The organism is Ekhidna sp., assembly GCF_963691765.1.
Lineage (GTDB): Bacteria > Bacteroidota > Bacteroidia > Cytophagales > Cyclobacteriaceae > Ekhidna.
In genome coordinates this window covers 667758-683869 of sequence record NZ_OY829375.1, presented here as the reverse complement: position 1 = coordinate 683869, position 16112 = coordinate 667758, and the positions used below count along the sequence as shown (strand labels likewise).

Sequence of the window (16112 nt, the reverse complement as noted above, 5' to 3'; positions counted from 1 at the left end):
TCTCCATTCTTATTCTCCGTAAACCTTCAGGTTTTGACCGGCATTGAGGTTAAAAGATTTTAAGCCATTGAGGTCCATTACCTCATCCACAGTCATATCATACTTTCTTGAAATCGCATACAGTGTTTCTCCCGGCTGTACGGAGTGAGTGATAATTGTTTTACCTGCCGACGCTTCTTCGATAGGTGCTTTGACTTGAATGTTTTGTCCGATTTTCAATGCATCCGGATCGGGAAGTTCATTCCATCGAAGTAGATCTTCGAGCTTTACTTCGTAGAGTTGGGCTATAGACCAAAGCGACTCTCCTGAAGCGACTGTATGGATTTTTACTTTCCTTAATCGTTCTTCTTTCGTGTCTACCTCCGGAACTTCAATTGATTTTACTTCTTCCGAACTTTCCTCTATTGATGATGTTTCTTCGATTGTATCGGTTGATGCTACCGGCTTTGATACAGGTTTAGTAATAACAGGAGCAGTTAATTCATGGTAGGCAATAGGCTCACTTGATGGTCTGGTTTTGTCCATCCACAATACGCGACCAGGTTCTAGTTCATCAATGATACTCATGCGATTTTTACTCGCAAGCTTGCTAACCTTTATTCCATACTGCTGAGATATTTCCCACAATGTCTCATCTTGCTTGGCAACATGGAAACCAATCTTAGCTTTTCCCTTCTTGCCTTTTATGTAATAGAATTCGTTAGGAATTATTTCATCATCTGCGCTCATGTCGTTGTACTTTCTGAATTTCTTTTCAGAAAGGCCTGCTCTTGCAGAAACACTGTGGACATCATCAGACTCCCTGGCTAGAATTGATGGAATCCCGTTCAGCGGGATAATGGTCGATCTGTTTGCTTCAGTGATGCCTGGCTTTAGCTCGCTTGGATAAATTTTTGATTGTGCCTCCGAGATTTTACTCCGTTTAGTGTTGGATTTATTTTCCGCAACGAGTTTTTTTGGAGGAGATCCTTTCTTAGGGATCATTACTGAATATGTTTTATCCGTAGGTACTGAGCCTCTCATTAACCACTTATTGTATTTCTTAAGCTCTTCTAGATCTACCTTCTCTTGTCTTGCGATCTGCTCAAGGGACTTACCACCTGCATTGGTGATTTCGTCTAGCCAAATGCCTTCAGAATGCGGGAGACCTACAGAAGGAGTGAAGGCTACCACGTGGGCTATGAATTTCTTCAAATACCAATAAGTGTTTGTAGTAATGGTCAACTTCTTTTTACCATAGTTGGCGCTGTTGGTATGTTTTTTAGCCCCACCAGCTCCTGCTTGGTAGGCGATCACGGCATATGCCCAATTATCAAAAAAGAAATTATTGGTCTTAAAATACTTAGCCGATCCTCTAGAAGCGGAAACAATATTAAGCCGTTCATCAACTTTGCGATCAACTACCAACCCAACTTCACGACCTGTAAAATCTTTAAACTGCCAAAAGCCAACCGCATTTGCTGAAGACACAGCATCTGAGATCAACGCACTTTCTTGGATTGCTAGAAACTTGATTTCATCTGGAATCCCAGCTTTCTTATGCTCACGCTCGATGTATGGAAAGTAAAGATTCATCCGATCTACGAGGATGCCGTAGTATGTTTGACTTTGAGTGAGTCGATCTACATCTTTTTGGATCTGTCTGCGAGCGGATTCATTGATGGTGAGTTTAACATCTCCAATCATCATCTCTCGAGGTACTGTTTGAGAAAATACCGTTAAGGATATTCCCAGGAAGAAAACCCAACTTAACACTTGGTACTTGAAGCTTGAACCTTTCATCATATCTTTCTTACTATCATAAGCCCATCACGGATGGGAAATAAAACGTTTTCAACCCGTGGGTCGGTATGCATCTTTTGATTAAAGTCTCTGATTGATTCAGTGGCCTTATCATTTTTACTTGTATCAAATACTTTACCACTCCATAGAACATTGTCCGCAATAATGAATCCTCCTACCCGCACTTGATCAATAATTTGATCAAAATAGTTGGCGTAGTTTTCTTTATCTGCATCAATGAATACCAGATCCCACTGCTGGTTTAAAGCTGGAATTACTTCCAAGGCATTTCCAACAAGCATTTCTATTTGATCGGCATATTTAGACTGTTGAAAATATCCTTTGGTCCTAACAGATAGTTCTTCATTGTTGTCAATCGTAATGAGCTTACCATCTTCTTGCATCCCTTCCGCCATGCATAATGCTGCATACCCGGTATAGGTCCCTATTTCAAGCACATTTTTTGGTTTGATCATGTGCGAAAGCATGGATAGAACGCGTCCTTGGAGGTGACCTGAAAGCATCCGTGGTTTTAAAACATGGAGGTGAGTTTCCCGATTGATTTGCTGAAGCAGATCAGATTCAGGTTCGGAGTGATCTTCCACATATTTCTGAAGATCTTCAGGTAAAAATTCCATGTACGTAAAGATAAGGATTATTCCGGCAGATATGTCAAAGCACTCATCTCATCTGTTGGTAGATATTGAGTCGCCATTTCTTGAATATGTCCTGCGGTAATTCCATCTATCTTATCAAAGACACTGTTGATATCAGGAACCTTATTGAGGTCAAGTTGGCTTTTTGCCATCATAAGCATAATGGCATTCTTGTTTTCTTCGGACAAAGCCATCTGTCCCTTTATTTGATTTTTGGCTTTGTGCAGCTGCATATTGCCCAAAGGCTTATTTTTTAATATTTCTATTTCCTTTAGAATGATCCGCTGACTCTTTTTTAGATTCTTAGGATCCGTAGCAAAGTATACCGCAAACTGACCTATTTCAAGGTAAGGAGCATAGCTGGCATCCACGCCATAAACCAGTCCATGCTTTTCTCGCAAACTCAGATTTAGCCTTGAACTCATACTAGGCCCGCCTAAAAGATTTACTAAGAAGAAAAACGGAATTCGATTTGGATCTTTGATACTCAGCGAAGGCATCCCCATCGCAAAATGTGCCTGAGTGATTGGCTTCCTTAATTCCTTTCTAGAGGGTGTATAGCCCGAAAACCAATTGCGTTCAGGAGTGTGGTTTTTATGCGGAATGTCCTTAAGATACTTTGTGGCAAGTCTTTGTATCCTTTTCGCAGGATAGTTTCCTACACTCGACAGTATTATTTTTTCGGTATTAAGATTCCGATCCAGGAACGATCGAAAATTCGCTTTTTGAAATGTCTTAACCGTCTTTTCAGTGCCTAGAATATTTCTTCCTAGCGGATGATTTGGAAAAAGTAGTTCATCAAACTCATCTTGAATGGAATCTTCCGGAGTATCGCGATACATACTCATCTCCTCCAAAATCACCGTCCTTTCTTTTTCAATCTGTCTTTCCGGGAAAATGGAATTAAAAGTGATGTCACATAATAGCTCAACAGCCTTATCAATATGGATATCTAGCAATGAAGCGTAGAAGCAAATTTTCTCTTTGGTTGTATAGGCATTGAGCTCTCCTCCAAGCGATTCCAGACGATTAATTATGTGGTAAGAACTACGTTTCGTTGTCCCCTTAAACGCCATGTGTTCAAGAAAATGGGCGAGACCTTGCTCTTCTAAGGATTCATCACGACTGCCCATGTCTAGCATGATGCCGACATGGGCAATCTTGGTGTGATTAACTTCTTTGTGGATGATCCGAATGCCATTCGGTAACTCGATCAGCTCGTATTCCTTCTTGCTCATTGGAGCGCAAAGTTAGCTATTTGTTTGCTAGAGACATAGGTCTGATTTATCACGAATTATTCTGCTGCAATTGACCTATAAAACTCCAAAGCTGCTTGCCACCGACTTGGAATGTGTAGCTCATCATTAAACTTATTATTGGCAGATAATTTCACAATTACCAATTGCTTGGTTGGGTTCACATAGATGTTTTGGTTGTATACACCTTGAGCCAGGAATTCTCCTTCAGAACCTTCAGGTATCCACCACTGGTACCCATAGCCAAGCTCGTGAGCAGATCTGGGGTTGTTTTTCCCTGGCATTAGATGTTTTTCAGTAGCCGTTACAGACATACGTATCCATTCTTTAGATACAATTTGTCTTCCTCTCCATCTGCCGTTATTGAGATAAAGTGACCCGAGCTTTCCGAAATCCCTCAAAGTAGCATTTAAGCCACATAGCGCAACTTCAGTCCCGGAATCATCTGTGGTCCAGTAGCCATCATACTCCATACCCAAAGGTTTCCATAGCTTTTCATTCATATAATCAGTAAGAGATCTTCCTGTTGCTCTGCTTACGATCATAGATAAGACGTGTGTATCGATACTTACATATTGATTGAATATTCCTTGTGGTCTTTGTCTCACGAGAGAAGTAGCAAATTCATCCTGTGATGAACCCAATGCAAAAGCCCTTCCCCAGCGATTGATGTCGCTGAAGAAATCGTCGTAGTCTTCATTGAAACGAACTCCGCTAGACATCTGTAGAATATTTTTAATAGTAACTCCTTCATAGGCGGTCCCAACAAGTTCGGGTACGTACTTATCGGCCATGTCATTTATGTTCTCAATATGACCATCATCATGAGCTATTCCAACCAATGTTGCAACAAAGGATTTAGCCATAGACCATGAAATATTCTTGGTTGACGGCGTATTGCCAAGGAAATACTTTTCGTAGACGATTTCATCATTCTTTAGAATCAAGAGCCCTGTCGTTTTGGATCCTATTAAAAATGAATCTGTTGAAAATTCTTTGCTCTGATATGTAAACGTTTCAGGCAATTCTATCTGATTGCCAATTCCATAGTAGAAAGGGTTAAATGATGGATTCATTCTTTTCATGGGAAAATGCTTGTCCATACTGCGAAAATTTTCCGCTATTTTATCTTCATCGAAGAGCGTAAGAACATGGTACAATCGTTCTAATTTTCGAAAAGAAAGGGAAAATAAGATGATAGATATCACAAGTATAGAAAGTGATATTAGCGTGACTTTTTTTGAGTTTTTCATTTTTAGAGATTTTAAATTCTCCACTAAAATCTCTCTCACATGTGCTCAAATCGACCGAATGAATAAAACTGAAGGAAGTCGGACTTCTTTATTTGAGCTGTTTTTGATAGGCTGATGGCGTCAAACCTGTGATCTTTTTAAAAACATCATTGAAGGTGGATTTGGATGTAAACCCAGAGTCGAGCGCTAGACCTAGCAAACTGAAGTGACTGAACTTCTTGTCTTGCATTTTTCTTATTACCTCCTGTACCCGGTATTCATTTACAAATTCGAAAAAGTTCTTGCCTGTTTTTTGATTGATAATTTGAGAGATATAACCATTGCTAAGTTGCAGTCTTTGAGATAGCATATCCATGCTTAGCTTTTCAACTTTGTATAACGATTCATCCGTCATAAGCTTCAGAATTGAATCGTAATAGTCGTCCGTTTTTTTAGGTAGTTTTTTTTCAATTGTGGCAGTTTGAAAATTTGGTGCTTCAAAGAGATTACGTCTTGCAATTATCGAATAGGCCAGCCAATAGGTGATAAGGGCAATGCTGATCCAATTGAAATATGAGATGTTACTTAATTCTTGAACATAAATGTGATAACCAAAAGTGAGACCCCAAATGCAGCAAATAACTAACGTAGCTATTAGCGTATTTTTTAGCCATTTCAGAGATTTTCCCTCAAGGTTTGAGAAGTTTTGGACTAGCTTGTCTTCATAATTATTGAGGTTTTTTATAGACTGAATGACTATCGTCAAACTCCAAACAAGTGCAAGAATCTCGAAAGAGATCATTACTAGTTTTATTGCTTCTGCATGAGAGAGTACAAAACTCTTGGCTGTCAAGAACCTGAGAAAGATTGCAACCTTAAATGCAATTTGAATCGTGTATGGGCCAAGGAGGAAGAAGTCTTTCTTGACTAATTTGTAATTGGGTTCTATCAGACACTTTATGAAATATCTCAGAGAAAAAGGAACAAGAAGTGTCCAGCTAAGCGGCCAATATTCTACTTGCAAGAAGCCAATATCTATTAGACTGTTGGAGATGTTTTGAACAGATATTGTAAGAACAAGTAGTGAAAGAAAAGTATTTGAGGATCGCCGAAATTGAGGACTGAGAGCAAGAATAGCTGCTATCAGTATTCCTTGTGCACTCCCTAAAATCATTGTTATGTTAAAGAGATTCAGGTTCATAGTCCAATGATTTTACCATTGATCTAAGATACAAAATCAATTTTGTTAAGTGATCTTTTGAACTTTTACTAGCTGTCTATCGAATTAGGCAACTTTTCCACTCATTTGCCATGCCACAACTTTACTCTGAGTCGGGATATGATGTACTTCAATTCGAAGAGGTTCGTTTCGAATAACTGCTTTATAAACTGGATTTCCGTTCAAGTCAAAGTCTGCGATTACACCATCATGCCTCATGTATTTGTTCAATTCTGTCACGGTTCCAAAAGGGAAAAACTTGTTGTATACGTCTTTTAATCTGCTCTCTAAAAAAGCAGGATCATAAGAAAATTTACTGTAAGGTTTCATGTTGTTGTTATTTGATTTGACAATAATCAAAAGTGGGCGTTGGGCATTCCCATTACTAGAGCAAATCGCTTAATGGAAGAACTACGGGATTCGCTTATTTCAGTACGTGAAGTTGCTATGCAAGAACAGAAAAACGCCTTCATTTAAGCAGTTTCAATATGTATTGATCCTCGTTGCAGCTTAGCGATAAAATGCTTCCAATCATCCTTGTTATTGTGTCAATCGGCCTTGAATGTAAATAGCGAAGGTTTCAAGTAGGCAGATTTGAATAAAAAACACGATGAAAGCACTACTAATAACCAGTATTATCATTCTATTTTATACCTACATCGGGTATGGAATGGTAATGGCTATTATGGCCAGAATAAAGAAAAAGCCTGAAGGAAAAGCTCAGCGCGATACAGGATACCCGTCCGTAGCAATGCTTATTCCGGCATACAATGAGGAGGATGTAATTGAAGAAAAAATCCTTAATTCCATGTCATTGGAATATCCGGAAGGTAATAAATACATCTATGTGATTACCGACGGTTCGAATGATAGGACAGCGGAGATTGTAAAGAAATACGCCAACGTCATTCACCTGCATCAAGACACAAGATCAGGTAAAGTAGGAGCTGTTAACCGAGCAATGGATTTAATCCATGCGGACATTACGGTTTCGACTGATGCAAATACACAACTCAACAAGCACGCATTGATTCATTTGGTGAAGCCCTTTTCTGACTCTAAGGTTGTAGCAGTAAGCGGAGAGAAGAAGATTATTAGTGATAGAGTGGAGAACGCTAGTGGAGCAGGAGAGGGTCTTTACTGGAAATATGAGTCTGCTTTAAAAAGACTAGACTCAGAGGTAAATACAATGGTAGGAGCTGCGGGAGAACTGATAGCTTACAGAACATGCAGATTCGAGCGAATTCCTGAAAACATGATCATTGAAGATTTTTTCATGACGATGAAGTTTGCTGAGAAAGGATATAAGGTTGCGTATGAGCCAAAAGCCTATGCAATGGAAAAACCCAGCGCTTCTGTCAAGGATGAACTGAAAAGGAAGGTGAGAATTTCTGCAGGAGCATTTCAAGCAATTGTATTATTCAGACATCTATTAAATCCACGTGATTTTAACTTATTGAGTTTTCAGTATCTATCACATCGCGTGATGAGATGGACAATAGCACCAGTTGCTCTTATTACGTTGTTTGCTTCCAATTTGGTACTAGCGAACGGATCGGATTTGTTTATGGGACTTGCTTTTCTACAAGTAGCATTTTACCTAATGGCAGGTATGGGATACTTCTTTAAGAAGTTTAAAATTAAAGTGAAAGTACTTCATGTACCTTTTTACTTCTGCATGATGAACTACGCAGTGGTGATGGGATTTGTACGATTCATGAAAGGTGAGCAGTCAGTAATTTGGGAAAAAGCATTGAGAAGAGCATGAAAACGAAGGTTAGCATAATAACAATCAACTACAATGCTCTTGGAGATACAGTTTCGTTTCTCGAATCAATTAAGACGAGCATGAATTTTTCAAATCTTGATTTGGAAGTAATTGTAGTGGACAATGCTTCACAGGAATCTCCTGAAGAAGCAGTAGCAGAGTACCCTTGGGTGAAGCTGGTTAGATCAAAATATAACCTTGGATTTGCCGGCGGAAATAACCTTGGAGTTTTAGACAGTTGTGGCGAGTATTTGTTCTTTGTGAATAACGATACAGAATTAAACCTGCTTGACTTAGAAGAACTAATAGATCAATACAAAGCGAATCCGGAGTATGGAATGTTAACGCCGGTAATTCTTAACGAGGATTTGACAATCCAATACGCAGGATATACCGAATTGAATACGCTTACCGGACGTAATAAGCTCATTGATCAATTGGATGATAGCACAGGGATAAAAGATACAAGCTATCCTCACGGAGCAGCCATGCTTATCTCAAGAGAAAATCTTGAAAAAGTAGGCATGATGAGTGAAAATTACTTTTTGTATTATGAAGAATTGGATTGGGGGAGCAGAATCAAAAAAGCTGGATTAAAAATAGGTGTTTGTCTGACTAGCAGAATCATTCACAAAGAATCAGTATCTGTAGGTAAGATAAGTGAGTGCAAACTTTACTTTATGACGAGAAATAGATTACTCTACACGAGAAAGCATTTTTCGAAAGTTCAGCAGTTTATATTCTCAGCTTTCTTCTTTTTGGTTTCAGTACCCAAAAACTTATTGTCCTTCTTATTTAAAAGAGACTTGAACAGCATCAAAGCTTTTCTTGCGGCGGTATCGTGGCACTTTAGCAATGATGTAACAAGTAATAGATTGGGATACAAATTTGATAACCTACTATTAAAGCGAGTGAGATGAAAAAGATAGTAATGCTTTCACTTGCTAGATATGACGATGTGAATACATCCACAACTTTTGAATTGGCAAGAGAATTTTCAAATTCGAATGAGGTTTTGATTGTAGAACACCCATATACATGGACAGAGTTGGTAAGAGGGCTTACAAAAAGAAAAGGATGGGTGAGACTAGCTGCGACATTTTCTTCAAGTCCTATGTTGAAATCAAAGGGTAAGATAAATGTATTAGTTCCGCCGGCTGTAGCCCCAATTAACTTTCTGTCTTTTGGAAAAAAGTATAGGAGAGTATCTGCATGGAATCATCAAATTGTTGCTAATCGTGTCAACAAATGGTTAAAGCAGAATAATTGGGATAGCTACAGCTACATTAACTCGTATAATTATCACTATCCAAACTTGTGTGATCATTTAAAGGGTGAGCAAATGAAACGTGTTTATCACTGCGTTGATCCGATAGTAAAACCTTACACCATGAAGCACGGTATTCGAAACCAGGAGGAATCTGTGAATAATTCAGATTTGGTTATTAGTACTGCACCTCAACTTCAGAAAGAGTGGCAAGAGAAGAAGCCGAGTTTTATGATACCAAATGCTGTTAACTACAAGCATTTTAATTCACCTCAGAAATATGTTCCAAGTGTGAGAAGTCTTGGTAAAAAGATCATTGGATACTTCGGGGCAATCGAGCGACGGATAGATTATGATATGTTGATAGTGACCTTCAAAGCAAATCCTGACTGGACATTAGTGATGGCTGGACCTGTAGAAGAAAAGTACGTTCCGGAAGAGATTTGGACCATGGATAATGTCCATTTCATTGGAAGGTATTCATATGACGAGTTACCAGCCTTAATCTATTCCGTAGATGCTACGATCATTCCATTCAAGGTAGACGAAGCAGCTAAATCCATCTATCCTTTAAAGCTGTACGAATACATGAGCACTGGTAAACCTATCGTTTGCACATCGTTTAATCCGGATCTGTTAGTTCCCGTTGCAGACAAAGTTTATATTGCTAAAGATGGAGGAGACGTTGAGGAGGCTATAGAGAAAGCATTGCATGATAAAGATGTAGAAAAGCAGCTGGAGAGAAAAACGTTTGCTTCCATGAATACCTGGGAGCATAGAGCAAAGAAATTCTTGAACTATTTGAACAAAAAGGAAGATGTACAAACTGAAAAAAACTATTAAAGACTATTTGGACAATCATCCTGAAGCAAAGCAAAGAGTGCTTAGTCTATTGTTCAAAAGGAAGCCATATCAAACAAGGTTGAAGGGTATTTTTTGGCTAATCACTATTATGCCAAAATATTTCAGAAGAGGTATATGTTTAAGTGCTCGTTTAGATCTTGTTCCTTTCAACAAATTCCGATTTGGTAAGTACGCCAAGCTTGAGAAGAATGTAGTTGTGAATAATGGAATGGGAGACGTGATTATTGAAGACGAAGTTCAAATAGGGATTGGATGTGTATTAATTGGACCTATCAAAATAGGAAAGTACTCAGGATTATCTCAGTATGTAAGATTACTTGGAATGCATCATGGAATTGATCCAATCGCTCCACACCATCACTTACCATGCGATACCGCCCCGATAGAACTAGGAGAAGATGTTTTCATTGGTACAGGGACTGTTGTCATGGGAAAGAAAAACGGAGAAGTCCTCAAGCTTGGAGACTATTGTAGAATTGGTGCTAACTCTGTTGTGATGGACGACATACCTCCTTATAGTATAGCAGTAGGAAATCCTGCCAGAGTGGTGAGAAAGTGGGATTTTATAGAAAATGCGTGGGTGAAACCGAATAAAGAATCGGACACTGAGGTAGCACCTGAATTAATAGCTCCACTTAAGTAAAATTGAAGATTTAATATTGGTAGTGTTTGGGTCCGGGGTAGTGTCCGGGCCTGTTACCATTTATCTGGATATCACTACCAGTCATCTCCTTATTATAATCAGTAGGCCTCTTAAGCTGATTTTGAATCTCATATCATAGTTACTTCGAAGAACAAACACATTACCAATATGTGTGCGCTTAAATTTTAAACATAGACGCATGAGACGACTATTTATATTCTACTTTATTATCCTGATAGTTGGAACACTATCTGAAGAAAAGGAAACTACGGACAACGCTCAAGAAGAAGTAGCTACCAATGAAATCCAAAGAGACAGCATAATTTATAACGTTGTGAAAGCAGATAGCTTAGATTTCAACGAGAAATTTCTTAGCAGAGAATACTTGTGTGAGAATACACCAAGCATGTCTTCAAAATTGATATTCAACTAAGATGCTACATAAAAAGAAAATACTTGGAGCCCTAGGTGGCAATATGATCGAGACAACTATTGGCTTTCTTGTGATCATGTATGTGACGAGAAACTATTCTCAAGCTGAAACCGGTATTTATTTCATTGTATTGGCGATTGTTTCGATACTTAATAACCTCAAGGAGGGTTTCTTGCAAAATGGATTTGTAAAATACCTGGTTGAACAAGACTTTGATTCTCGTGTATTAAAAACAGGTTTCGCAATATCATTTTTCAGTGAAGGCCTGAAAATAGTCCTCTTCATAATCATTGCTTTCTTCTATCAAGAATTACGATCATTCGTATTTTCTTACGGTTTATATACGATTGCATTATCTACTTACAGGCTCGTTGCTTCAGTTCATAAGAGCAGACTGGATATGAAACAAATAGTGATGGGTAACATTGTGGTACTCTTCACAACCTTAACAGGTCTGGTATTTATGTATGTATTCCAATTTTCATTGGAAAGTGTTTTTTTAGCTATTGCTGTAGCTAATCTTTTTGCACTCTTCATGATTAACACAAACAGGAGAATCTTTATTTCGAGTGCATTTAGAAGATACGATAAAAGTATCCTACGAAATATGATCCATTTCGGAAAGTATGGTTTTTTGAGAGAAGTTGCAGGATCCATAGCCCATCAGGCTGGAGTATTTATTTCGGCTTACCTATTGACATTAGAGGCTACCTCTATTCTTGGATTAGCTACACGATATACAATATTGATTTCTATTCCGGGAGCAAGTCTTGCTGGGATGCTCTACCCAACCATTTTGGAACAGGTATCTGACCGTTCTAAAATGAAAGAGGTGGCTAGAGAAGGTATGGGTAAAATGTATGCAATGCTTGTCCCAATTGCACTATTAGTGGTAGTAGGATCACCATTAGCAATCTTACTGCTTCACGGAAGTAGCTATTTGCCAGCTGCAGGTGTATTGGCGTTTAAAATAATTGCATCTGTATTCTTGATACCTCTTGGATCTGGATTTTCAAGTCTGATGAATGCAATCAATAAGCCGCAGGAAGTAACCAAATTAATGGTTGTTTCCAGTGTATCGAATATCATTCTATCAATTGTGCTAATGTACTATTTCGGATTGTGGGGAGCCGCTATTGCTCCATTGCTTACAGAAATTATTGGTAGTTACATTATTAGAAAAGAGCTCAAAAAGCAATTGGATTTTGAAGTGCTTGAGATCATGAGCTCAACAAAGAATTTTTGGTTTTACTGGATTAAAAAACTATTACCATGGGAAAAATTAAGATATCAGTCATAGTTCCAACCTATAATCGGTTGGAGCTGCTTAAGAAACAAGTGAAAGCACTTTTAAATCAAACGGTTCCATTTCACTTATATGAAGTGTTTATTGTAAATGATGGATCTTCTGATGGAACAGAAGCGTACCTAAATGAAGTACAGGAAAATTGCGACAATGTGCGTGTGTTTCACAATCAAAATGGAGGTCCTGCTCGCGCAAGGAACACAGCATTAAATGCAGCGAAAGGCGACATTATAGCATTCACTGACGACGATTGCGAAGTGGATCTGGATTGGTTGGCCACAATATTTCATGAATTCAAAGGAGACCTGGTTGGGCTTCAAGGCCTTACCTACACAGATAGAGCAGACGTGACTCCTTTGACCCATCAAATTGACAATGAAACAGGGCATAATTCAGTCCCAACGTGCAATGCAGCATATCGTCGAGATTTATTAAATAAGATCGGAGGATTTGATGAGACGTTCCCATATCCACACAATGAAGATGCTGATATTGGATGGCAAATGCAGGAAATGGGAGAAGTGAAGTTTTGTTCAAACATGAGAGTGTATCATCCTCCACGAGTAGATAAGTTTAAGAAAGTGGCAAAGCGGATGAATATATTGGATAGCGAGTTCACACTATTTAAAAAGAACCCGGAACTGTATCGAAAGTACAGAGATAAGAATCCATTGAAGCATATCTATAATCAGGTTTTCATCAAAACGATGTGGTATTACACCTATTCAAGAATCAAATACTGGAGAAAGCCTAAGCTTATGATCCAGGGTTTAGCATTGACCGCATATTGGTATGTTGATTTGATTAGAAAATACCCGAGATATAGAGCACTATATCAAAGAGTAAGAGTAGACAAATAGAGCGATTTCCAATCAGCTGTTTTTAAGTAGAGGCCACTTTTCAGTGGTCTCTTTTTTTTTTTCAGTCAACCCCAAAATCCTACCAACAGTCGTTAAAACCAACTTCTGGCTATTGATAGCAATACTTTCGATGCATTAAAACACTAAAAATGCGAAACACTATCATTAATACAGCATGCCAGTTTCAACGATTTCTCAAAGGAGTACTGCTGATCATCATTGTAAGCTCTGCACTCAAAGTGCAAGGCCAGGATTTAGATTCAGACAATGACGGAATCCCGGATTCTTACGAGCGTGGGATGGGAGATTTTTCATTGGATAATGTATTCAACATGACTGGTGCCGACAACAGTGCAATAGAACTCAATGCCGGCGAAATTCAACTTACTCAAGATGGAACAAGTCTAAGGGGAAGCGCCATGAGTGTTGGACAAATTGATTTCAGCATGGACTTTACTTTTTCAGTTGAGGCTTACTTCGGTATCAATAGAGGCACTGGAGATAGTAACTCTGGAGCAGATGGAATTGCAATGGTCTTTCATAACGATAATGATGGTAGCAATGCAATAGGAAACGATGGAGAAGGAATGGGAGCGCAGGGTATTCAAAATGGTATCGTATTAGAAATAGATACCTATGGAAATGGAAATACCGGTGCCGATGATCCGATGCGTGGAACAACTGATGATCATACAGACATCTGGGATTCAGATGATAGTTCTCGTTCGTCTTTAATTGGTGGATACATCCTTTACAATAATGCAGGAGATCAAGAATTAGAAGATGGAGAATACCATTTGATTGTATTTACCTGGGAAGCAAGCACAGGTACACTCTCATTTACCATTGATGGATTGAATGCTGGCTCGATTACGAGAGGGAGTGTTTCAAGTTTTGTCAATTCATTTTTTGGAGGCTCACGATCTGTTCACTTCGGTTTTACAGCTTCTACAGGTGCCGCAAAGAATGAGCACAAAATAAGGATCAATGATACTGGCAATCTTCCACTGGTTATAGATACAGATAACGATGGTATTTACGATCACCTGGATTTAGATAGTGATAACGATGGTATTTATGATGCTGAGGAGGCCGGACATGGTGCCCCGCATACCAACGGAGTAGTAAACGGTCCAGTTGGAACGGATGGAATTCCAGATGCGGTTCAAAATGATCCGAATAACGGAGGAATTAATTACACGATAAACGATGCAGACGGAGACGGAATTAGTAATCATCAGGATTTGGATGCAGATAATGATGGCTGTAACGATGCAATAGAAGCACTTTTTTCAGATTCTGATAATGATGGAATTTTAGGAACTGGCATTCCAACAGTGAATTCGCTTGGTGTAGTAATAAGTGCATCAAACGGATACACCACTCCTACAAATGATTACTTGGATAATAGTATCAGTGTATGTGTGCCAATTGTAGACCTTGGGGATGCGGGTGATGGATTTGATGAAGAGATAATTTACACTGAAGACGATCCGGCCACTAACGTTGTGGATGCTGTTGCTATTCAAGACAGAAACAATCTGGTTTTTGTGAACATGCAAATAGTTGTGGCTGGAGTTTTAGATGGAACTGATGAAATACTGACCGTAGCTGGGGTTGAATTCATACTTAATTCTCAGGTTACCAACCCGGTTACAGTGAATGTTAACGGTGAAAACGTCAATATCACATTTATCAATAATGTCTTCACATTCTTTGCTACTACTGGAGATGCAGCACTTGACCTTGTTACATGTGAGCAAATCATTGAAAGTATTCAATATCACCATTCGGATTTAGCAACACCAACTGGAGGAAATCGAGTACTTACAGTTACAGTAAATGATGGAACCAATACAAGTCAACCCAATACAATTACCGTACAGGTAGTCCCAGTTAATGATCCCCCGGTTGCAGTAGATAACTTCTTAAACTTAAATGCACTTGCTTTTGCATCGATCGATATTGCAGTAAATGACTATGACATTGACGGAACCATAGATGTAACCTCAATCAGTGTTATTAACATTCCAATTCATGGAACAGTAAGTATAAATGGTGACGGTACCATTACATATCGGAAAGATGGAGCTCAGGCTACAAGCGATTCGCTTACTTATATAGTGCTTGATGATGGAGGCGCAGTCTCGAATGTAGCAACCGTACAAATTACCATGACTCCTTCCGGAGAGAATGGAACACCCGTTGCACTTCCGGATTTTGCTCAAGTTGAGCAAGGAGATACATTAGAAGTCGCAGCTGGTCAAGGTGTTTTGTTAAACGATACCGACCCTGATTCGGATGGATTGACAGTAATTAGCTTCACAATTAATGGTATCTCATATCCTGCGGGAACAATTGCCTCGCTTCCGGAAGGTCAATTAACCATCAATAGAGATGGAAGCTACATTTTTAATCCAGCACCGACATTTACAGGAGTATTAGAGGTTGGTTATATGATAACTGATGGAGAAGCTACAGCAAATTCTACACTTAGCATCACAGTTATCGCACCAGAGACACCTGCCGAAGAAGAAGTGGAAGTTTCTTCAATCATCACAAGAAATGGTGACCTATTTAACGGATTCCTTCGCATTGTCAATATCGATTCATACCCTGAAAATCGTGTGAACATTTTCAATAGATGGGGCAACAAGGTTTGGGAAACGGAAGGATATCAAAACGGAGATTCAAACAGAAGATTTGAAGGATTGGGTAATGTCGGTTCTTCGGGAGAATTGCCTGATGGCACCTACTATTATGTGATCAACAAAGGAGACGGATCAACTCCAATCAAAGGATTCTTGACACTAAAGCATTAAAATT

General features: G+C 38.9%; 14 protein-coding genes. 8 read left to right on the top strand and 6 right to left on the bottom strand.

Annotated elements, in window-relative coordinates:
* Positions 1-9: 9 nt before the first annotated feature.
* The 6 genes from ACY650_RS03255 to ACY650_RS03230 all read right to left on the bottom strand — a co-directional run bounded on the left by ACY650_RS03255 (position 10) and on the right by ACY650_RS03230 (position 6475).
* Entirely contained in the window at positions 10-1785 is a 1776-nt protein-coding gene (locus ACY650_RS03255; protein ID WP_462251697.1) for a lytic transglycosylase domain-containing protein, read from the bottom strand.
* Positions 1782-2420, bottom strand: coding sequence for an O-methyltransferase (locus tag ACY650_RS03250; RefSeq protein WP_462251695.1), 639 nt, complete (start codon positions 2418-2420; stop codon positions 1782-1784). The genes ACY650_RS03255 and ACY650_RS03250 overlap by 4 nt, the downstream gene beginning before the upstream one ends.
* Positions 2421-2437: 17 nt before the next feature.
* A complete protein-coding gene (locus ACY650_RS03245) occupies positions 2438-3676 on the bottom strand; it encodes a M16 family metallopeptidase (RefSeq protein ID WP_462251693.1) in 1239 nt (412 codons plus the stop codon).
* A gap of 56 nt (positions 3677-3732) precedes the next feature.
* The gene (locus ACY650_RS03240; protein WP_462251691.1) at positions 3733-4947 is read right to left on the bottom strand and encodes a serine hydrolase domain-containing protein; all 1215 of its coding nucleotides are present in this window, start codon (positions 4945-4947) and stop codon (positions 3733-3735) included.
* Positions 4948-5035: 88 nt separating this feature from the next.
* A complete protein-coding gene (locus ACY650_RS03235; protein WP_462251690.1) occupies positions 5036-6127 on the bottom strand; it encodes a helix-turn-helix domain-containing protein in 1092 nt (363 codons plus the stop codon).
* Positions 6128-6211: 84 nt separating this feature from the next.
* The gene (locus tag ACY650_RS03230; RefSeq protein WP_462251688.1) at positions 6212-6475 is read right to left on the bottom strand and encodes a hypothetical protein; all 264 of its coding nucleotides are present in this window, start codon (positions 6473-6475) and stop codon (positions 6212-6214) included.
* Positions 6476-6755: 280 nt separating this feature from the next.
* Here ACY650_RS03230 and ACY650_RS03225 point away from each other — a divergent pair, with 280 nt between their 5' ends.
* The 8 genes from ACY650_RS03225 (at position 6756) to ACY650_RS03190 (ending at position 16108) form a co-directional block, all read left to right on the top strand.
* Positions 6756-7913: a glycosyltransferase family 2 protein gene (locus ACY650_RS03225; RefSeq protein ID WP_462251686.1), complete on the top strand. Its 1158-nt coding sequence runs from the start codon at positions 6756-6758 to the stop codon at positions 7911-7913.
* Positions 7910-8833, top strand: coding sequence for a glycosyltransferase family 2 protein (locus tag ACY650_RS03220; protein WP_462251684.1), 924 nt, complete (start codon positions 7910-7912; stop codon positions 8831-8833). Before ACY650_RS03225 ends, ACY650_RS03220 begins: the two co-directional genes overlap by 4 nt.
* The gene (locus ACY650_RS03215) at positions 8830-10023 is read left to right on the top strand and encodes a glycosyltransferase (protein WP_462251682.1); all 1194 of its coding nucleotides are present in this window, start codon (positions 8830-8832) and stop codon (positions 10021-10023) included. The genes ACY650_RS03220 and ACY650_RS03215 overlap by 4 nt, the downstream gene beginning before the upstream one ends.
* Positions 9998-10687, top strand: coding sequence for an acyltransferase (locus ACY650_RS03210; protein WP_462251680.1), 690 nt, complete (start codon positions 9998-10000; stop codon positions 10685-10687). Before ACY650_RS03215 ends, ACY650_RS03210 begins: the two co-directional genes overlap by 26 nt.
* Positions 10688-10886: 199 nt before the next feature.
* The gene (locus ACY650_RS03205) at positions 10887-11120 is read left to right on the top strand and encodes a hypothetical protein (RefSeq protein ID WP_462251678.1); all 234 of its coding nucleotides are present in this window, start codon (positions 10887-10889) and stop codon (positions 11118-11120) included.
* Between the two features lies 1 nt (position 11121).
* Positions 11122-12420 carry an MATE family efflux transporter gene (locus tag ACY650_RS03200; RefSeq protein ID WP_462251676.1) on the top strand — a complete coding sequence of 433 codons (1299 nt, stop codon included), beginning with the start codon at positions 11122-11124 and terminating at the stop codon, positions 12418-12420.
* A complete protein-coding gene (locus ACY650_RS03195) occupies positions 12393-13286 on the top strand; it encodes a glycosyltransferase family 2 protein (protein WP_462251674.1) in 894 nt (297 codons plus the stop codon). Before ACY650_RS03200 ends, ACY650_RS03195 begins: the two co-directional genes overlap by 28 nt.
* Before the next feature lie 149 nt (positions 13287-13435).
* Positions 13436-16108 carry a lectin-like domain-containing protein gene (locus ACY650_RS03190; protein ID WP_462251672.1) on the top strand — a complete coding sequence of 891 codons (2673 nt, stop codon included), beginning with the start codon at positions 13436-13438 and terminating at the stop codon, positions 16106-16108.
* Positions 16109-16112: the final 4 nt, after the last annotated feature.